The following is a 17,343-nucleotide window of genomic DNA, read 5'->3' as shown; positions in this document are numbered from 1 at the left end:
GGCCCCGTTGCCGTTACCGGCCCGGAGAAGCTCAGCCCTTGCGGGTGTTGATTTCCTCGGTGAGCTGGGGGACGACGTCGAAGAGGTCGCCGACGACGCCGTAGTCGACGAGGTCGAAGATCGGGGCCTCGGCGTCCTTGTTGACCGCGACGATGGTCTTCGAGGTCTGCATGCCGGCCCGGTGCTGGATCGCGCCGGAGATACCGTTGGCGATATACAGCTGCGGGGAGACACTCTTGCCGGTCTGGCCGACCTGGTTGGAGTGCGGGTACCAGCCCGCGTCGACCGCGGCGCGCGAGGCGCCGACCGCCGCGCCGAGGGAGTCGGCGAGGGCCTCGATGACCGTGAAGTTCTCGGCGCCGTTCACGCCGCGGCCGCCGGAGACCACGATCGCGGCCTCGGTCAGGTCCGGACGCCCGGTCGATTCACGCGGCGTGCGCGCGGTGACCTTGGTCCCGGTGGCCTGCCCGGAGAACGCCACCGTCAGGGCCTCGACGGTGCCGGCCGCCGGGGCGGACTCGACCGGGGCACTGTTGGGCTTGACGGTGATGACCGGAGTGCCCCTGGAAACACGGGACTTGGTCGTGAACGAGGCGGCGAACGCCGACTGCGTCGCGATGGGACCCTGCTCACCGGCCTCGAGGTCGGTGGCGTCGGTGATGACACCCGACCCGATGCGCACCGCCACACGCGCGGCGATCTCCTTGCCCTCCGCCGAGGACGGCACCAGCACCGCGGCCGGCGACACCGCGTCGTAGGCGGCCTGCAGCGCGTCCACCTTCGGCACGACCAGGTAGTCGGCGTACTCGGACGCCTCGTGCGTGAGGACCTTGACCGCACCGTGCTCGGCCAGCGTGGCGGCGGTGCCGGCGGCACCCGCACCCACCGCCAGGGCGACGGGCTCACCGATCCGGCGGGCCAGCGTCAGCAACTCAAGAGTGGGCTTGCGGACGGCACCGTCCACGTGATCGACGTAGACCAGAACTTCAGCCATGGGACTTCTTCTCTCCTGCGTGCGAAAGATGAGGACAAGGGGGGCGATACGGACAGGCGGGCTAGATGAACTTCTGGCCCGCGAGGAACTCGGCGAGCTGCTTGCCGCCCTCGCCCTCGTCCTTGACGATCGTGCCCGCGCTGCGCGCCGGACGCTGAGCCGCCGCGTCCACGACCGTCCACGCACCCGCCAGACCCACCTCGTCGGCCTCCAGGCCCAGATCCGACAGATCCCAGGACTCGACCGGCTTCTTCTTCGCCGCCATGATCCCCTTGAACGACGGGTAGCGCGCCTCACCCGACTGGTCGGTCACCGACACCACCGCCGGCAGCGAAGCCTGAACCTGCTCGGAAGCCGTGTCACCGTCACGACGACCCGTCACCACACCACCCTCGACGGACACCTCCGAGAGCAGCGTCACCTGCGGCACACCCAGCCGCTCCGCCAGCAGCGCCGGAACCACACCCGCCGTGCCGTCCGTCGACGCCATACCCGAGACCACCAGATCGAAGCCGGCCTTCTCGATCGCCTTCGCCAAAACCAGCGACGTGCCCACGATGTCCGTACCGTGCAGATCGTCGTCCTCGACATGGACCGCCTTGTCCGCGCCCATCGACAACGCCTTACGCAACGCGTCCTTCGCGTCCTCCGGACCCACCGTCAACACGGTGACCTCCGCATCGTCCACCCCGTCCGCGATCTGCAACGCCTGCTCGACCGCGTACTCATCCAGCTCCGACAGCAGCCCGTCCACATCATCACGGTCCACCGTCAGATCATCAGCGAAATGCCGGTCCCCCGTCGCATCCGGCACATACTTCACGGTGACAACGATCCTCAAGCTCACGCCGGCTCTCCTACTGCAATCGTCTTTACTGGGCGGCCTTGCTCCCTCTGCAGGCAGCATAGGCGTCCGAAGCGGACTCTCCCGGTCGGGGCGGCCCGCGCCCCGAACGAAATATTACTCGTCAGTACACCCAGGATTTGCCCGCTAAGCAAGCGCTTTGAACTGTGATCCTAGTCGCGCAGACCGTTGAAGCGGCCCTGGTGGTAGACGAGCGGCCGACCGGTCCCCGCGGGGTCCCCGACGACGGCCTCGGCGAGCACGATGCGGTGGTCTCCGGCGGGCACGCGCGCGATCACCCGGCACACCAACCAGGCCAGGACGCCGTCGAGTACGGGCACGCCCTCCGGACCCTCGCGCCAGCGCGTGGGCTCCCCGAAGCGGTCGGCGCCGCTCTTCGCGAACGTGGCGGCCAGGTCCTGCTGATGCTCGCCGAGTATGTGCACGCCGACGTGCTCGGCCTCGGAGACGACGGGCCAGCTGGAGGCGCCCAGGCCGATGCCGAACGAGATGACGGGAGGTTCCGCCGACACCGACGTCAGGGAGGTGGCGGTGAAGCCCACGGGGGCGGCGCCCCGGGCGGTGATCACGGCGACTCCGGCCGCGTGCTGCCGGAAGACCGAGCGCAACAGGTCGGGCGATGCGGTGATGGCGGTGCGGAGATCGGGCGTGACCGTCATGGAGTTGTCCTTCTGCCGGAGGGGTGCGAGCGGGATCCGTGACTGCTCAGGAGCCGGGACAGCGCGCGCTCGCGCAGCGGGCGAGGTCCACATGGACACGCTCGAAGAGAAGGAGTTCCGTCGACATACAGTCAGGCTGACGATAGGTGGTGCGTGCAGTCAAGTGTGTCCCGCCATCTGGGAGTAACGTCACCACGAAGTCACCACCCGTCAGACCGCCTCCCCGAGCGCGGCGATGACGTCCGCCTTCCGCGGCTGGCCGGAGGCGCGGCGCACAATGCGTCCGGCCGCGTCGAGGACGAGCACGGTGGGCGTCTTGAGGACGCCGAGTTCCCGTACGAGGTCGAGCCGGTCCTCGGCGTCGATCTCCACGTGGGCCACGCCGGGAACCATTTCGGCCACTTCGCCGAGCACGCGCCGGGTGGCCCGGCACGGGGCGCAGAAGGCGCTGGAGAACTGTACGAGGGTGGCCCGCTCCCCCAGTGCCTCGCCCAACTTCGCCGCTCCGAGAGCCGCTTCGCCCTGCCGCACCTTCATCCTCCCGCTCCGCCGCCGCTGCATCAGCCCGAAGACGCTCGCCGCGGCGAGCACTGCCACACACACCACAAGTCCGGTCATCGTTCCAGTGCAGCATTCACGAGACCGCAAAGATTCCCCGGGTCCGCTCGGCGCACTGTTGCGGAATGCTGGGTTCATGGACATCGATGTGAGAGGGCCGCGGTTCGGCGCCGCGGTCACAACGTTCGTACTGGCCCTGGTGCTCGTCACGGGCAGCGCCTGGCTCCTGGCGTGGCAGACGCTGTGTTTCGCGCTCGGCGCGGCGGGCGGGGTGGGGCGTTCTCCGTATGCGTGGCTGTTCCGTACGGCGGTGCGGCCTCGGCTCGGGCCTCCCACGGAGTTCGAGGCTCCGCAGCCGCCGCGGTTCGCGCAGTTCGTCGGGCTCGTCTTCGCGTTGGTGGGTCTGGTGGGTCTGGTGTGGGGGCCGGGCTGGCTGGGGCTCGGGGCGACGGCCTGCGCACTGGCGGCGGCGTTCCTCAATTCGGTGTTCGGCTACTGCCTGGGGTGCGAGATGTACCTGCTCCTGCGGCGTGGCGCGGCACGATTTGGCTGATCAACGGGTTGCGGAGACCGCGTGGGAGTGACGAGGATCTCGCGCCCTGCCGGAACCAGGACTGGCTACTCAGCCGTTGATGGGGCACGATCTGCGCAAGCCACAAAACCTACGGCTGCGTAACTTCCCGCCGGGAGCCCCCTCCCCAGGCAGAGATGAAGGGTCCTCCCCCTCCATGGCAGAGCTCGTCTACCGTCCGGTCATCGGCGCGGCCCGCACGATGTTCAAGGCGCTCGATCTGAAGATCGACGTCAAGGGTGCGGAGAACATTCCGCGCTCCGGCGGCGCGGTCCTGGTCAGCAACCACATCAGCTACCTGGACTTCATCTTCGACGGTCTCGCAGCGCTGCCGCAGAAGCGCCTGGTGCGCTTCATGGCGAAGGAGTCGGTCTTCCGGCACAAGATCTCCGGTCCGCTGATGCGCAGCATGAAGCACATCCCCGTGGACCGGAAGCAGGGCGAGGACGCGTATGCGCACGCCCTCGACTCGCTGCGCTCCGGTGAGGTCATCGGGGTGTTCCCCGAGGCGACGATCTCGCAGTCGTTCACGCTGAAGAGCTTCAAGTCGGGCGCCGCGCGCCTGGCTCAGGAGGCCGGTGTGCCGCTGATCCCCATGGCGCTGTGGGGTACCCAGCGCGTGTGGACGAAGGGCCACCCGAAGAACTTCAGGCGTCAGCACATCCCGATCACGATCCGGGTGGGCGAGCCGATGGAGGCCCCGCGCGACCAGTTCGCCGGTGCGATCACGCGGCGGCTGCGCGAGCGCGTGCAGGAGCTCCTCGAAGCGGCGCAGCGCGCGTACCCCGTACGCCCCAAGGGTCCGGACGACACCTGGTGGATGCCCGCGCACCTCGGCGGCACCGCGCCCACCGCGGCAGAGGTGAAGGCCGCCGAGGCGAGCTGAATCGGTACTGCAGACGTGTCGCGGGCCCACCGCGGTGCGTCTACTCCGGCGCGTGGACGGTGATCCGCGCGCCGGGGCTGAACTTCTCCAGGAGTTCGGCGAGTTCGGTGCCGGCCGCCGCCACGTCGCAGTGCGGCCCCATCGCCTCCAGCAGGAAGAGCGCGTTGACCGATTCCTCGGTGAGGCGCGTGCGCGTGCCCTGGCGCCAGTTCCAGCGGCGGCAGGTCACGCCGTCGTCGTCGCACCAGACGACCTCGCCCGCGTCGGGGTGTTCCACGACGTCCGCTCCCCCGGCCACGGTGGCGAAGCCCTCTTCGCCGGTGGCCCTGACGAGGCGCATCCCTCCCTCGATGTGGTCCAGGTCCTCGCCGCCGACCGGGATCAGATGGGCCACGCTGATCGCGTTGTAGACGTCGACGAGGGTGTTGATCCGCGGCAGTCCGCCGTCCGCGAGGGCCCTCTTGGCCAGTGCCTCCGCGGAGTTGCGGGTGCGGGAGGGCTTGGCGCCGAAGGCGGTGTAGGCGGTGCGCCAGGCCACCATGTGCGGATCCTCGTGCGGGGCGCGTCCGTCGAGGCGTGCGGCGAGGCGGCGCGCGGCGGCGTCGAGAAGGGCCGAAGTTCCTTCCCCGCTCGGGCTGTTGACCAGCCCGTACGCCTCGACGGCGACGTGCCGGAACTCGGGTGCGAGGGTCCGTACCTCGTCGGACACGGTGAGATGGAGGGTCATCGTCCGCCTTGCTGTTCGGGGTGCGCTTGCTGTTTCAGAGTGCGTCGGGGAGGTGTTCCCACAGGTGCGGCCGGTCGGGGGCGTTTCGCAGGGCGCGCAGAACGGCCGGATCCGGTACATCAAAAAGTACCGGATAGTCCACTTCACTGGACTCCGCGTCCACGACGAAGGCCAGCCGCTCGCCGTCGAGGGAGAACTGGGCGTCGACCCCGGGCTTGTTCCCGCGGCAGTCCTGCCGGTGCCAGGCCCCGTGGAAGCGCACGGCGACCAGGCCGTGCAGCACGTGCCCACTTCCGGCGTCGTGCGTCAGCCGCTGATAGCAGAGCGCGGCGGGGATGTCCTCTGCACGCAGGAGTGCGGCCAGCGCGTGGGACTTGGCGTGACAGATGCCCGTGCCCTGCTCCAGGACGTCCGAGGCGCGCCAGGTGACGCAGAGGTCCCCACTGTCGGCGGAGTGCGGAATGGTGTCACGCACGAACTCGTAGGCGACCCGCGCGTATGAATATGAGTCGGAGGCCTGCGCAGCGAGGCGCTCGGCAGTCTTCCGTACCAGTGGGTGGTGATGGTCGATGACCTCGTCGGCCGCCAAGTAAGCAGACAGGTCAGGGTTCTTCTGGATCAGCCGCATGGATCGGGAGCATAGAAATGCGACCGACCGCGCGTCAATGACTTTACGGTCGATCGCATATCCATGCAGCACTGCGGGTGACTCAGGTGAGTCCGGAGGGGCGCCTAGCGGGCCATTTCCTCCTTGAGGGCGGCGACGAAACCGTCGACGTCCTCCTCGCGGGTGTCGAAGGCGCACATCCAGCGGACGTCGCCGGCCGCCTCGTTCCAGAAGTAGAACCGGTAGCGCTTCTGGAGGCGCTCACTGACGTCGTGCGGCAGCCGCGCGAAGACGGCGTTGGCCTGCACGGGGTAGAGGATCTCGACGCCGTGCACGGCGCGGACCCCCTCGGCGAGGCGCTGGGCCATCTCGTTGGCGTGCCGCGCGTTGCGCAGCCACAGGTCCTTGGCGAGCAGGGCCTCCAGCTGCACCGACACGAAGCGCATCTTGGAGGCGAGCTGCATCGACAGCTTGCGCAGATGCTTCATGTGGCTGACGGCGTCCTGGTTGAGGACGACGACGGCCTCGCCGAACAGGGCGCCGTTCTTCGTGCCGCCCAGCGACAGGATGTCGACGCCGACCGCGTTCGTGAACGTGCGCATCGGCACGTCGAGGGAAGCGGCCGCATTGGCTATGCGGGAGCCGTCGAGGTGCACCTTCATGCCGCGCTCGTGGGCGTGGTCGCAGATCGCGCGGATCTCGTCGGGCGTGTAGAGCGTGCCCAGTTCGGTGTTCTGCGTGATCGAGACGACCTGCGGCATCGCGCGGTGCTCGTCGTCCCAGCCGAAGGCCTGCCGGTCGATGAGCTCGGGCGTGAGCTTGCCGTCCGGGGTCGGCACGGTGAGCAGCTTGAGGCCGCCCATTCGCTCCGGCGCCCCGCCCTCGTCCACGTTGATGTGCGCGGACTCGGCGCAGATCACCGCGCCCCAGCGGTCGGTGACCGCCTGGAGCGCGACGACGTTGGCACCGGTGCCGTTGAAGACCGGGAAAGCCTCGGCCGTGGGGCCGAAGTGGGCGCGAATGATCTGCTGGAGGTTCGCCGTGTAGTCGTCCTCGCCGTACGCGATCTGGTGACCGCCGTTGGCGAGGGCGAGGGCCGCGAGGATCTCCGGGTGCGCGCCCGCGTAGTTGTCGCTCGCGAAGCCGCGGACGTCCGGGTCGTGATGCCTGCGGGCGTCGGTCTTGGGCGGATTCACGGCTTCTCGGTCAGCCACAGACGGGTCCCGTTCAATTCCTTGGCGGGCCGCTCCCAGACGCCGGCGATGGCATCGGCCAGGTCCGTGACGTCCGTGAAGCCCGCGAACTTCGCGTTGGGTCGCTCGGCGCGCATCGCGTCGTGCACCAGCGCCTTCACCACCAGGATCGCAGCCGCCTGCCGCGGACCCTCGTCGCCCCCCGCCTTGCGGAAGGCGTCGCCGAGGGCGAGCGTCCAGGCCTCGGCGGCGGCCTTCGAGGCCGCGTACGCCGCGTTGCCCGCGGTCGGTTTGCTGGCGCCCGCGGCGCTGATCAGCAGGAAGCGTCCGCGGTCGCTGCGCGTCAGCGCGTCGTGGAACGCGAGGGAGGTGTGCTGGACCGTACGGATCAGGAGCTTCTCGAGCAGCTCCCAGTCGGCGAGGTCGGTCTCGGCGAAGGAGGCACTGCCGCGCCAGCCGCCGACGAGGTGGACCACGCCGTCGACGCGCCCGAAGTCCTTCTCCACGTGGTCGGCCCAGTCGCGGGTCGCCTGCAGGTCGAGCAGGTCGACCGTGTCCCCGATGACGGTGGCGCCGCCGTGCGCATAGCGCGCCGCGTCCACGGCCTCCGCCAGGCGTGCGGCGTCCGCGTCCGCTCCGACGACCGTCGCGCCCGCCTCGGCGAGGCGCAGCAGGGTCGCGCGGCCCGCGGGTCCCCCCGCGCCCGCGACCGCGATGACCGCTCCGTCCAGCGTGCCGTTCCCGTTGCCTTCGGCCATGACCGTCGCCTCCTCGTCGCGAGCGCTCACGCGGCGGCCTGCTCGGCGCCCGCAGCAGTGATCCCCTTGGTGGAGGCGATCACGTTCTTCAGCTTCTTGGACAGTGCCTCATAGAACATGCTCAGCGGAAACTCGTCCGGAAGCACGTCGTCGACGAGCTTGCGGGGCGGCAGGCTCAGGTCGAGGGCGTCCGGGCCCTTGGCCCAGCGGGAGCCGGGGTGCGGGGCCAGGTACTGGGACACCAGGTCGTACGCGGCGAACCAGTGCACCAGCTTCGGGCGGTCGATGCCGTCGCGGTACAGCTTCTCGATCTCGGCGCACAGCTGGTTCGTGACCTGCGGGGCACGCTCCCAGTCGATCTGGAGCTTGTTGTCGGTCCAGCGCACCACGTCGTGCTTGTGCAGGTACGCGAAGAGGAGCTGGCCGCCGAGTCCGTCGTAGTTGCGCACGCGCTCGCCGGTGACCGGGAAGCGGAACATGCGGTCGAAGAGGACGGCGTACTGCACGTCGCGCCCCTGCGGGAAGCCGTCGGCCTCCAGCTTCACGGCCTCCTTGAAGGCGGTGAGATCGCAGCGCAGCTCTTCGAGGCCGTACATCCAGAACGGCTGGCGCTGCTTGATCATGAACGGGTCGAACGGCAGGTCGCCGTGGCTGTGGGTGCGGTCGTGCACCATGTCCCACAGCACGAAGGCCTGCTGGCAGCGGTCCTGGTCGGAGACCATCTCGCGGATGTCCTCGGGCAGTTCGAGCCCGAGGATGCCGACGGACGCCTCGGTGACGGCGCGGAAGCGCGCCGCCTCACGGTCGCAGAAGATGCCGCCCCAGGAGAAGCGCTCGGGGGCCTCGCGCACGGCGATGGTCTCCGGGAAGAGCACGGCCGAGTTGGTGTCGTAGCCGGCGGTGAAGTCCTCGAACGTGATCCCGCAGAACAGCGGGTTGTCGTAGCGCGTCGCCTCCAGCTCGGCGAGCCACTCGGGCCACACCATGCGCAGGACGACGGCCTCCAGATTGCGGTCCGGGTTGCCGTTCTGCGTGTACATCGGGAAGACGACCAGGTGCTGCAGTCCGTCCTCGCGGTGCGCGGCGGGCTGGAAGGCCAGCAGCGAGTCGAGGAAGTCGGGGACCTGGAAGCCCCCTTCAGCCCAGCGGCGCAGGTCGGCGACGAGCGCCGAGTGGTACGCGGCGTCGTGCGGGAGCAGCGGGGAGAGCTGCTCGACGGCGGATATCGCGCGGTCGAGCGTCAGCTCGGCGACGGCCTTGGACGGGGCGCCGTCGGCGGCGAAGTCGATGGAGCCGTCCTTCTGCTGCCAGGGCCGGACCTCTTCCACGGCGGCCTTGAGCAGGGGCCACGCCGGGTGTTCCACCACCCTGCTTTCGGGGCTTCCCCCGACCTTCTCCGGAGGAACCTTCCCCTCCACGCCCGACTGCACAAGAATTTCCGTCATTACCCATCCTCCACGGGAGAACCTCGCGTAGAGACACCGTAAACGGGCGAGGTTCTCCACCACAAGGGGAGCCGGGAGGAAGTTATCCTGCGTGACCCCCTGGTTCACCGTCGTTTTTCCTGCCCGACACGGTTGAAACGATGGCCTTCGCCACATCCGCCAGGGCCGTACGGGCGTCGTCGAGCAGCTCGGGGAAGCCGAAGAAGCCGTGGAACATCCCCGGGAAGTGGCTCTCGGTGACCTCCACGCCCACCTCGCGCAGGGCCCTCGCGTACGCGAGCCCCTCGTCGCACAGCGGGTCACAGCCCGCGGTCACGATGTGGGCGGGCGGCAGCGAGGCGAGATCGGCGAGGAGCGGCGAGACGTGCGGGTGGGACCGGTCGCCGTCCGGGCCGAGGTACTGCTCGGCGAACCAGCGGCAGTGCGCGGCCGTCAGGAAATAGCGGTCGGCGTTCCGCGCGAACGACTCCGTCGACTGATGGGCGTCGGTGGCCGGATAGACGAGGGCCTGGAGCGCGATGCGCGGGCCGCCCCGGTCCCGGGCCAGAAGGCAGACGACGGCCGCGAGGTTGCCGCCCGCGCTGTCGCCCGCCACGACGAGGGCGTCCGCGTCGCCGCCCAGTGCGGCGTGATGGTCGGCCGCCCAGCACAGCGCCGCGTACGCGTCGTCGACGGCGGCCGGGAACGGCGACTCGGGGGCCAGCCGGTAGTCGACGGAGACGACCACGGCCCCCGCCTCGCGGCACAGCCCGCGGGCGGTGGAGTCGTGGCTGTCCAGGCCGCAGATCGCCCACCCTCCCCCGTGGAGGAAGACGACGGTCGGGCGCGGGCCGGGCGCGTCGTCGGGGTCCGGGCGGTAGATGCGTACGGGGATCCGGGGCGCTCCGGCCGGGCCGGGGATGTCGCGGTCCTCGACCGAGCCGACCACCGGCGGCGGGAGCGGCGACGCGGGCGCCGCGGCCAGTGTGCGGCGGGCCTCGGCGGCGTCGGTGACGGCACCGCCGAGGTCGGGGAAGAACGCGGTCATCGCGTCGACCAGGGCGCGGACGTCGGGTGCGAGGCGGTCCTCGGGCGCGGGGCTCATGCGGACACCGCCTGCTGCTCCTGGGCGCGGAAGTGCGGGATGACCTTCTCGCCCCACTGCCGCAGCGTCTCCAGACAGGCCTCCTGGGGGACGGTCCCCATCTGGACGAGGCACATGATCTCGTCGGCGCCCGCGTCGCGCAGGCGCTCGGCATAGGCGATCGCGTCGTCGGCGGTGCCGTAGGCATGGTCGGCGTTGAAGGTGGCCGTGGCGGTGGGGCGTACCGGGATCCGGTGTTCGTGGAGACGGGCCACGACCTGTTCGGCGGCCCTGCGCATGTCGGCCGCCTCGTCGGCGCCCTCCACCACCGCCTCGTCGGGGACGCCCGCGCCGCCGTACCAGTGCCCGATGGACTGCGCGAAGAACCGCTGCCCGCGGATGCCGATGTTCCGGGCCGCCTCCTGGTCGTCCAGGACGATGGTCGGGCACAGGACGGAGAAGTGGTCGTTGACGACGCCGGACACGAAGCGGGCGGGGGTGCGGGCGGCGATCGCGTCGTCGTAGGCGCGCCGCATGCCGGCGATCGACTCGGGGCCCGCGAAGCCCATCACCAGGGCGCCGATGCCGAGTTCGGCGGCCTGGGTGAGCGTCTCGGTGCGGCTGCACGCGAGAAAGAGGGGCGGGTGGGGCGTCTGTTTCGGGCGGGGCAGGACGGGGTGCGGGTCGATGTCGAGGAGCTCCCCGTGGTGTTCGAGCTCGTCCTTCTCCCAGGCCTTCCCGATGATCCGCAACGCCTCCTCGACCTCCTGCGTCGTGCGGTCCTTGTCGACACCGCACAGGGAGGTCTCCTGCTCGGTGCCGCCCCGGCCGGCCCCGAGATCGAGGCGGCCCCCGCAGAGCAGGTCGAGCATGGCGGCCCGCTCGGCGACCCGCACCGGATGGTTGAAGTTGAAGGGCATGCACACGACGCCGTGCCCGATCCGGATGGTGCTGGTGCGGGCGGCGACCCAGGTCAGGAAGATCTCCGGGGCCGACATGTGCGCGTACCACTTGAGGGAGTGGTGCTCGACGGCCCAGATCCGGTCGAAGCCCATCTCCTCGGCGAGGACCGCCTGTTCCACACAGTCATGGATGACCTGGTGTTCGTGTTCGACGGTGGGATCGGCGAGCTGCGCCTCGAAGATGACGGAGAACTTCACGTTGCCTCCAGGGAGTTGAACCACGCGCACTATTCCGGTTAGGTATATGACTAACCGTCAGATGCCGAGGCGGCAATACCGGGGACGAGATTCGGCGACAAGGCACGTGCCGGGGTCTTGCGGTGACCGGCTCCCGGTCACTTCAATGCGGCGCATGGCTGACGACCTGCCACCGACCGCCTGGGCCGTCCTCGGGCTGCTGTCCTTCCCCGGGGAACGGACCGGATACGAGCTGAAGAAGTGGGCCGACGCCTCCCTGCGGTTCTTCTACTGGTCACCCGCCATCAGCCAGATCTACGCCGAACTGCGCCGCCTCGAATCACTGGGCTACGTCACGTCGCTGCACTCCGGGGCCGAGGAGCCGCGGGCCAAGCGGACGTACGCGATCACCGAGAAGGGGCGCGGGGCGCTCGCGGTGTGGGCCGGAGGCGGCCAGGGCCTCGGCGCGCCCGTGCTCAAGCACCCCGTGCTCCTGCGCGTCTGGCTCGGGCATCTCGCCGCGCCGGAGCACCTGCGGGGCCTCGTGACGGAACACGTGGCCCGCACGAAAGGCGAGCTGAAGGAGGCCAGGGACGCGCTCGGGCGCGCCGACGGAGTCGAGGCGTGGGCCCATCCGCAGATCGCGCTGCGCTGGAGCGAACGGCGGCTCGCGGCCGAAGTCGAACTGGCCGAGGCCATGCTGGACGACCTGGACGCGGTGCCCGGTCAACCTCCGGGGAACTCGCCCACCCAGGGGTGACGCTTCCCGCGGCAGGCTGCCGAGGGCGGTAGGACGGACCGGTCCCCGCCCTTCCCCTGTCCCTCAGCCCGTCTGGAGCCCCGACCGTGAGCATCCGTGCCGTCCTGGTCGCCGCCGTCATCACTGGACTGGTCCTAGGAATCACCGCAACCAGAGCGGACCACTCCACTCCGTCGCGTCGGACCGGTCCCATCGTGGAGACGGGCCGTTAGGCTTCGGCCGTGCCGCGCGGGCGAGCCCGTCCGTGACCTCGCGCGGAAGCCGAGCCGCCGTCGACGGAAGCGAGACGATCTTGAACTTCCTCACCATCGGGCATCGCGGAGTCATGGGTGTCGAACCCGAGAACACCCTCCGGTCCTTCGTCGCCGCGCAACACGCGGGCCTCGACCTCATCGAACTCGATCTGCATCTGAGCAAGGACGGCGCCCTCGTCGTCATGCACGACGCCGACGTCGACCGCACGACGGACGGCCGGGGCCCCATCGCCGACAAGACCCTCGCCGAGCTGCGCGCCCTGGACGCGGGGCGCGGCGAGCGGGTGCCGGTCTTCGAGGAGGTGCTCGACGCCGTCTCCAAGCCGCTCCAGGCCGAGATCAAGGACGTCGCCGCGGCGCGCGCCCTCGCCGACGTCATGCTGCGCCGGGACCTGGTGAGCCGCGTCGAGGTGATCTCGTTCCACGACGCGGCCATCGCCGAGATCGCCCGGCTGGTGCCGGGCGTCCGTACGGCGCTGGTGGCCAGCCGCTACGGCACCGACGTGGTGGAGCGCGCCACCGCCGTCGGCGCCACGTCCCTCGTCCTTAACATCCGGCGCCTGACGCAGGAGATCGTCGAGCGGGCCCGCAAGGCGGACCTGCGGATCATCGGCTGGGTCGTCAACACACAGGACGATCTGCGCCTGGTGCGGGCGCTCGGCCTGGACGGCGCGACCACCGACTACCCGGAGATCAAACGGACCGGCCGCTTCACGGCCTGAGCCGCGGGAGCGGCCCGCGTCGTCCGCGGGACCCGAGCCGGCCGAGCGGCCCACGCCAGCGGAGCGGCCCACGTCAGCCGAGGGGCTTGACCAGCAGCTCGAACCGGAGGTCGTCCCGCTGCGGGATGCCGAAGCGCTCGTCGCCGTACGGGAAGGGGGTCATCTCTCCCGTACGGCGATAACCCCGGCGCTCGTACCAGGCGATGAGGTCCTCGCGCACGGAGATCACTGTCATGTGCATCTCGCGCACGCCCCACGCCTCGCGGGCGGTGCGCTCCGCCTCCGCGATGATCACCTTGCCGAGGCCCGCGCCCTGGAGGGCCGGGCTCACGGCGAACATGCCGAAGTAGGCGTGCTCCCCGCGGTGCTCCAACTGACAGCAGGCGACGACCGCGCCGTCGCGCTCGACGGTGAGCAGCCGGCTGTCCGGCGACTTGATGACGTCGACGACGCCCTGCGGGTCGGTGCGCTGCCCCTCCAGGATGTCCGCCTCCGTGGTCCAGCCGGTGCGGCTGGAGTCCCCGCGGTACGCCGACTCGATCAGCGCGACAAGCACGTCGACATCGGCGTCGGTGGCGTCCCGGAAGGTGAGGTCGCCGGTCGTGGGGCGGGGAGCGATGGACATGGGACGGTCTCCGATCTCGTGCGCGGCTGTCGGCGCGGGCGCCGTCGAGCCTAACGCCGAGCCTCTACGCTGCGTTGGCATGGTTCACGTACTGAGCAGCAGGACGCTTCTTCGCCCCACCGATCCGGAGCGGTCGCGGGCCTTCTACGGTGAGGCGCTCGGTCTTGCCGTGTACCGGGAGTTCGGGACGGGGCCCGAGCGCGGGACCGTCTACTTCCTCGGGGGCGGCTTCCTGGAGGTGTCCGGCCACTCGGAGGCACCGCCGTCGCCCGGGCTCCAGCTGTGGCTCCAGGTCGCGGACGCGGCGGCCGCGCACGAGGAGCTGGCGGCGCGCGGCGTCGAGGTGCTCCGGCCTCCGGTCAGGGAGCCGTGGGGGCTGATCGAGATGTGGATCTCGGATCCGGACGGCGTGCGCATCGTGGTCACCGAAGTACCCGAGGACCATCCGTTGCGCTACCGGCCTTGAGGGAGCGGGGATCGGGTACACGCGAGCGGAAGGACCCGTTCGGCGTGCGCGGCACGTGCGCGCGGAAGAGTATGAGCGGGACGGCCGGAGACCGGCCCCTTCGCGTCCGGATGAGCCCGACCCTGGAGAGACATCACATGGCAGCTCCTCGGATCCTGATCGTCGGCGGCGGATTCGCCGGCATGGAGTGCGCGCACAAGCTGGAGAAGATCCTCAAGCCGGGCGAGGCGCAGCTGAGGCTGGTCAGTCCGTTCGACCATCAGCTGTACCTGCCGCTGCTCCCCCACGTCGCCTCGGGCGTGCTCACTCCGCAGTCGGTCGCGGTGCCGCTGCGCCGCATGCTGCGGCACACCGGCATCGTGCCGGGCGGCGCGGTGGGCGTGGACCCCGAGGCGAAGGCCGTCGTCGTACGGAAGATCAACGGCGAGACGGTGGTGGAGCGCTACGACTACCTCGTCCTGACGCCGGGCAGCGTCACGCGTCAGTTCGACATCCCCGGTGTGGACCAGTACGCGGTCGGCGTGAAGACGCTGGCGGAGGCGGCCTGGATCCGCGACCACGTCATCTCGCAGCTCGACCTGGCCGCGGCCAGCACCGACCCCGCCGAGCGGGAGTCGCGGCTGCAGTTCGTGGTGGTGGGCGGCGGGTACGCCGGTACGGAGACGGCCGCCTATCTGCAGCGCCTGACGACCGCCGCCGCCAAGCGTCTTCGAGGGCTCGACCCGGCGCAGATCAAATGGCATCTCGTCGACATCGCGCCCAAGTTGATGCCCGAACTCGGCGACCGGCTCGGCGAGAAGGCCCTGTCGATCGTGGAGCGGCGCGGGCTCCACGTGTCGCTCGGGGTGTCCGTGGCGAAGGCGACCGAGGACACGGTGACGCTCACGGACGGCCGGGTGCTGCCGTGCCGCACGCTGATCTGGACGGCGGGTGTGGCGCCGAGTCCGCTCATCGCGACGCTCGGCGCGGAGACGAACCGGGGCCGGCTCGTGGTCGAGCCCGATCTGACGGTGCCGGGGCTCGACGGCGTGTTCGCGCTCGGTGACGCGGCCGCCGTGCCGGACCTCGAGAAGGGCGCCGACGCGATGTGCCCGCCGACCGCCCAGCACGCCATGCGTCAGGGCTGGGCCGCCGCGAAGAACGTCGCCGCCGCGCTGCACGGCCGGCCGCTGACGCCGTACCGGCACAAGGACCTGGGGCTCGTGGTGGACCTGGGCGGCATTCAGGCGGTGTCCAAGCCGTTGGGTGTGCAGCTGACCGGGCTGCCCGCCCAGTTCGTCGCCCGCGCCTACCACTTGGGCGCGCTGCGCACCATGACGGCCCGGTTCCGCACGGCGGCGAACTGGGGGCTCAACGCGGTCGCCGGCGACGACTTCGTGCGTACGGGGTTCCAGGCGGAGCGGCCCGCGACCCTGAAGGACTTCGAGAAGACGGACGCTTATCTGACGCCGGAGGAAGTGCACGCGATGGTGACGGCACACGTCGAGGGCCGTTCGACGCCGGCTCCGACTGAGCCCAGGACCCGTTAGGTACGGCGGTTACGCGGGGCCCTTCGGGGCCGTCAGGCGTGCGCGGCAGGCCAGTTGGAGGGCCAGCCTGGTTTCGGGATCGGTGAGGTCGGCGCCCGTGAGGTCCGTGATGCGGCGGATGCGGGCGCCGACGGCGTTGCGGTGCAGATGGAGCTCCTCGGCGGCGCGGGCCGGGGAGTTGTTGTGGTCGAGGTAGGCCTGAAGGGTACGCAGCAGCGGGTCGGCGCGGTCCGGTCCCAACTCTGTTACTGGAGCGAGGAGTTCGTCCACGGCTTCGCGGGCGGTGTCCGAGGCGTACCACTCCAGGAGCATGCGGTCGAGGCCCGCGGCGTCGTGCGCGGTCACGGGGGCGGTGTCGGCGGTGGCGGGCTTGAGAAGGGCGGCCCTGGCCTCGCGGGCCGAGGTGCGGATGCCCAGGGGGCCGCGGTGCGGGGCGCCGACGCCGCCGCGCAGGTCCGCCTCGGGGTGCAGTCGGCGCAGCCGGTCGACGGCGCGGCGGGCCAGGGCGAGCGCGGTGCGGCGGCCCGGGGCGCCGGGGTCGGTGGGCCAGGTGCCGAGCAGGACGAGCGCGTCGTCGACGAGGGCGGCGTTCCAGTGGACGCCGTCGGGGACATGGCCGTCGGCGTGCTGCCGTACGTCGGTCAGTGTCCTGGGCAGGACGGTGTCGAGGAGCCGGTAGCGGTCCGCGGCGGGCAGTGCCGCGGCCTCGATGCGCAGGGCGATGTGGCGGCCGTCGACGGGGAGGCCGATGGTCCGGCCGCGGGCGGCCAGGCGGGCGGTCTGGTCCTGCGGGGCGACGAGGAGTTCGGCGAGGAGGTGGCCGCGGGAGCGCACGGGGACGTCGCCGTGTCCGCCGCCGGCCGCCGTGAGCGCGGCCAGCGCCAGGACGGAGCGGATGGCGGTGCCCGGGTGACCGGGCTGTGCGGCCGCGGCGAGGCGCACCTCGCCGTCGGGTCCGGCGGCCGATGCGCCCTCCTCCCCGGGGCCGGCGGCGCGGCGCTCGACGGGTGTGCCGAGCAGGCGGGCGGCGATCGCGGCGGCCCGTTCCGGGTCGCCCGCGGCGGAGGGCAGTTCGCGGGCGGCGGCCCCGATCCGGGCGAGGGCGTCGGCCGAGTCCCCGGCGACGGCGCGGTCGACGGCCACGACCAGGGCCGCGAGGTCTCCGTCTGTGGTGAGGACGGCGATCCGGCCGCGCTCCGCGAGGGCGTGTACGGCGATGTCACCCGTCACCTGCTCGCCGCCCGGAAGCACGAGCGCCGCGGCGCCGGCCGCCGCGGCGTCCCGTACGACCACGTCAAGGAGGTGGTCCGGCACGGGTGCGAGGAGCACCGCGACGGTTCCCGCGGGGACGGCCGCGAGCCCGTGGGCGCGGGGTTCGAGGCGGATGCCGGTGACCTCGGTGGCGTCGAGCGGGCCCGCGAGCGGGCGGAGCGTGTCGAGGCCGGGTGCGCTGAGCAGGTCGACGAGGCGCGGCATGCGGTCATTGTGCTGGAAGCACATCGTGGTGCCAAGGTCTGGGCTC

At 71.0% G+C, this 17,343-nt stretch carries 19 protein-coding genes; 6 read left to right on the top strand and 13 right to left on the bottom strand.

All coding sequences use genetic code 11. From position 1 onward, the window contains the following. Positions 1 to 31: 31 nt before the first annotated feature. The 4 genes from OG758_RS39915 to OG758_RS39900 form a co-directional block, all read right to left on the bottom strand. Entirely contained in the window at positions 32 to 994 is a 963-nt protein-coding gene (locus tag OG758_RS39915) for an electron transfer flavoprotein subunit alpha/FixB family protein (protein ID WP_326714270.1), read from the bottom strand. A 61-nt stretch (positions 995 to 1,055) separates the two neighbouring features. Continuing rightward, positions 1,056 to 1,841 (bottom strand): electron transfer flavoprotein subunit beta/FixA family protein, encoded by a 786-nt coding sequence (locus OG758_RS39910; protein WP_326714271.1) that lies wholly within the window; start codon positions 1,839 to 1,841, stop codon positions 1,056 to 1,058. A 170-nt stretch (positions 1,842 to 2,011) separates the two neighbouring features. Next, positions 2,012 to 2,518, bottom strand: coding sequence for a flavin reductase family protein (locus tag OG758_RS39905; RefSeq protein ID WP_326714327.1), 507 nt, complete (start codon positions 2,516 to 2,518; stop codon positions 2,012 to 2,014). A 210-nt stretch (positions 2,519 to 2,728) separates the two neighbouring features. Then, a complete protein-coding gene (locus OG758_RS39900; RefSeq protein WP_326714326.1) occupies positions 2,729 to 3,136 on the bottom strand; it encodes a TlpA family protein disulfide reductase in 408 nt (135 codons plus the stop codon). A gap of 76 nt (positions 3,137 to 3,212) precedes the next feature. Between OG758_RS39900 and OG758_RS39895 the strand changes: the two genes are divergently transcribed. Further along, on the top strand, positions 3,213 to 3,629 hold the full coding sequence (locus tag OG758_RS39895; RefSeq protein WP_326714325.1) for a DUF4395 domain-containing protein: 417 nt from the start codon (positions 3,213 to 3,215) through the stop codon (positions 3,627 to 3,629). Positions 3,630 to 3,804: 175 nt separating this feature from the next. Beyond that, positions 3,805 to 4,533, top strand: coding sequence for a lysophospholipid acyltransferase family protein (locus tag OG758_RS39890; protein WP_266567444.1), 729 nt, complete (start codon positions 3,805 to 3,807; stop codon positions 4,531 to 4,533). A 40-nt stretch (positions 4,534 to 4,573) separates the two neighbouring features. Here the strand turns inward: OG758_RS39890 and OG758_RS39885 are convergent, their stop codons facing one another. From OG758_RS39885 to OG758_RS39855, 7 genes are all read right to left on the bottom strand, one after another. Next, positions 4,574 to 5,260 (bottom strand): B3/B4 domain-containing protein, encoded by a 687-nt coding sequence (locus OG758_RS39885; RefSeq protein ID WP_326714324.1) that lies wholly within the window; start codon positions 5,258 to 5,260, stop codon positions 4,574 to 4,576. A gap of 34 nt (positions 5,261 to 5,294) precedes the next feature. Continuing rightward, positions 5,295 to 5,888, bottom strand: coding sequence for a transglutaminase-like domain-containing protein (locus tag OG758_RS39880; RefSeq protein WP_326714323.1), 594 nt, complete (start codon positions 5,886 to 5,888; stop codon positions 5,295 to 5,297). Between the two features lie 104 nt (positions 5,889 to 5,992). Then, on the bottom strand, positions 5,993 to 7,063 hold the full coding sequence (locus OG758_RS39875; protein WP_326716188.1) for a threonine aldolase family protein: 1,071 nt from the start codon (positions 7,061 to 7,063) through the stop codon (positions 5,993 to 5,995). After that, entirely contained in the window at positions 7,060 to 7,818 is a 759-nt protein-coding gene (locus tag OG758_RS39870; protein ID WP_326716187.1) for an SDR family NAD(P)-dependent oxidoreductase, read from the bottom strand. The genes OG758_RS39875 and OG758_RS39870 overlap by 4 nt, the downstream gene beginning before the upstream one ends. 26 nt (positions 7,819 to 7,844) lie before the next feature. Next, positions 7,845 to 9,263, bottom strand: coding sequence for a DUF6421 family protein (locus OG758_RS39865; protein ID WP_326714322.1), 1,419 nt, complete (start codon positions 9,261 to 9,263; stop codon positions 7,845 to 7,847). A gap of 82 nt (positions 9,264 to 9,345) precedes the next feature. Continuing rightward, positions 9,346 to 10,347 carry an alpha/beta hydrolase gene (locus OG758_RS39860; protein WP_326714321.1) on the bottom strand — a complete coding sequence of 334 codons (1,002 nt, stop codon included), beginning with the start codon at positions 10,345 to 10,347 and terminating at the stop codon, positions 9,346 to 9,348. Continuing rightward, a complete protein-coding gene (locus OG758_RS39855) occupies positions 10,344 to 11,486 on the bottom strand; it encodes an LLM class flavin-dependent oxidoreductase (protein ID WP_326714320.1) in 1,143 nt (380 codons plus the stop codon). Before OG758_RS39855 ends, OG758_RS39860 begins: the two co-directional genes overlap by 4 nt. Before the next feature lie 154 nt (positions 11,487 to 11,640). On the opposite strand from OG758_RS39855, the gene OG758_RS39850 reads away from it, so the two are divergent. Beyond that, on the top strand, positions 11,641 to 12,225 hold the full coding sequence (locus tag OG758_RS39850; RefSeq protein WP_326714319.1) for a PadR family transcriptional regulator: 585 nt from the start codon (positions 11,641 to 11,643) through the stop codon (positions 12,223 to 12,225). Between the two features lie 292 nt (positions 12,226 to 12,517). Next, positions 12,518 to 13,201 (top strand): glycerophosphodiester phosphodiesterase, encoded by a 684-nt coding sequence (locus OG758_RS39845; protein WP_266567426.1) that lies wholly within the window; start codon positions 12,518 to 12,520, stop codon positions 13,199 to 13,201. Positions 13,202 to 13,274: 73 nt separating this feature from the next. Here OG758_RS39845 and OG758_RS39840 read toward each other — a convergent pair whose 3' ends face one another. Continuing rightward, a complete protein-coding gene (locus tag OG758_RS39840) occupies positions 13,275 to 13,826 on the bottom strand; it encodes a GNAT family N-acetyltransferase (RefSeq protein ID WP_326714318.1) in 552 nt (183 codons plus the stop codon). 79 nt (positions 13,827 to 13,905) lie between these two features. Here OG758_RS39840 and OG758_RS39835 point away from each other — a divergent pair, with 79 nt between their 5' ends. Together OG758_RS39835 and OG758_RS39830 are read left to right on the top strand one after the other, a co-directional pair. Further along, on the top strand, positions 13,906 to 14,292 hold the full coding sequence (locus tag OG758_RS39835; protein WP_326714317.1) for a VOC family protein: 387 nt from the start codon (positions 13,906 to 13,908) through the stop codon (positions 14,290 to 14,292). Between the two features lie 137 nt (positions 14,293 to 14,429). After that, complete coding sequence (locus OG758_RS39830) at positions 14,430 to 15,821, top strand: NAD(P)/FAD-dependent oxidoreductase (RefSeq protein ID WP_326714316.1); 1,392 nt, start codon at positions 14,430 to 14,432, stop codon at positions 15,819 to 15,821. A 9-nt stretch (positions 15,822 to 15,830) separates the two neighbouring features. Here the strand turns inward: OG758_RS39830 and OG758_RS39825 are convergent, their stop codons facing one another. Then, positions 15,831 to 17,297 carry a PucR family transcriptional regulator gene (locus tag OG758_RS39825; protein WP_326714315.1) on the bottom strand — a complete coding sequence of 489 codons (1,467 nt, stop codon included), beginning with the start codon at positions 17,295 to 17,297 and terminating at the stop codon, positions 15,831 to 15,833. Positions 17,298 to 17,343: the final 46 nt, after the last annotated feature.

This window comes from Streptomyces sp. NBC_01474 (genome assembly GCF_035918215.1).
GTDB classification, from domain to species: Bacteria; Actinomycetota; Actinomycetes; order Streptomycetales; family Streptomycetaceae; genus Streptomyces; species Streptomyces aureus.
This window is presented reverse-complemented; position numbering and strand designations above follow the sequence as displayed.

Bases quoted from the DNA above. Each gene is read 5' to 3' on its own strand.
- OG758_RS39915 (WP_326714270.1), bottom strand. From the start codon at position 994: ATGGCTGAAGTTCTGGTCTACGTCGATCACGTGGACGGTGCCGTCCGC.
- OG758_RS39905 (WP_326714327.1), bottom strand. From the start codon at position 2,518: ATGACGGTCACGCCCGATCTCCGCACCGCCATCACCGCATCGCCCGAC.
- OG758_RS39900 (WP_326714326.1), bottom strand. From the start codon at position 3,136: ATGACCGGACTTGTGGTGTGTGTGGCAGTGCTCGCCGCGGCGAGCGTC.
- OG758_RS39895 (WP_326714325.1), top strand. From the start codon at position 3,213: ATGGACATCGATGTGAGAGGGCCGCGGTTCGGCGCCGCGGTCACAACG.
- OG758_RS39890 (WP_266567444.1), top strand. From the start codon at position 3,805: ATGGCAGAGCTCGTCTACCGTCCGGTCATCGGCGCGGCCCGCACGATG.
- OG758_RS39885 (WP_326714324.1), bottom strand. From the start codon at position 5,260: ATGACCCTCCATCTCACCGTGTCCGACGAGGTACGGACCCTCGCACCC.
- OG758_RS39880 (WP_326714323.1), bottom strand. From the start codon at position 5,888: ATGCGGCTGATCCAGAAGAACCCTGACCTGTCTGCTTACTTGGCGGCC.
- OG758_RS39870 (WP_326716187.1), bottom strand. From the start codon at position 7,818: ATGGCCGAAGGCAACGGGAACGGCACGCTGGACGGAGCGGTCATCGCG.
- OG758_RS39865 (WP_326714322.1), bottom strand. From the start codon at position 9,263: ATGACGGAAATTCTTGTGCAGTCGGGCGTGGAGGGGAAGGTTCCTCCG.
- OG758_RS39860 (WP_326714321.1), bottom strand. From the start codon at position 10,347: ATGAGCCCCGCGCCCGAGGACCGCCTCGCACCCGACGTCCGCGCCCTG.
- OG758_RS39850 (WP_326714319.1), top strand. From the start codon at position 11,641: ATGGCTGACGACCTGCCACCGACCGCCTGGGCCGTCCTCGGGCTGCTG.
- OG758_RS39840 (WP_326714318.1), bottom strand. From the start codon at position 13,826: ATGTCCATCGCTCCCCGCCCCACGACCGGCGACCTCACCTTCCGGGAC.
- OG758_RS39835 (WP_326714317.1), top strand. From the start codon at position 13,906: ATGGTTCACGTACTGAGCAGCAGGACGCTTCTTCGCCCCACCGATCCG.
- OG758_RS39830 (WP_326714316.1), top strand. From the start codon at position 14,430: ATGGCAGCTCCTCGGATCCTGATCGTCGGCGGCGGATTCGCCGGCATG.
- OG758_RS39825 (WP_326714315.1), bottom strand. From the start codon at position 17,297: ATGCCGCGCCTCGTCGACCTGCTCAGCGCACCCGGCCTCGACACGCTC.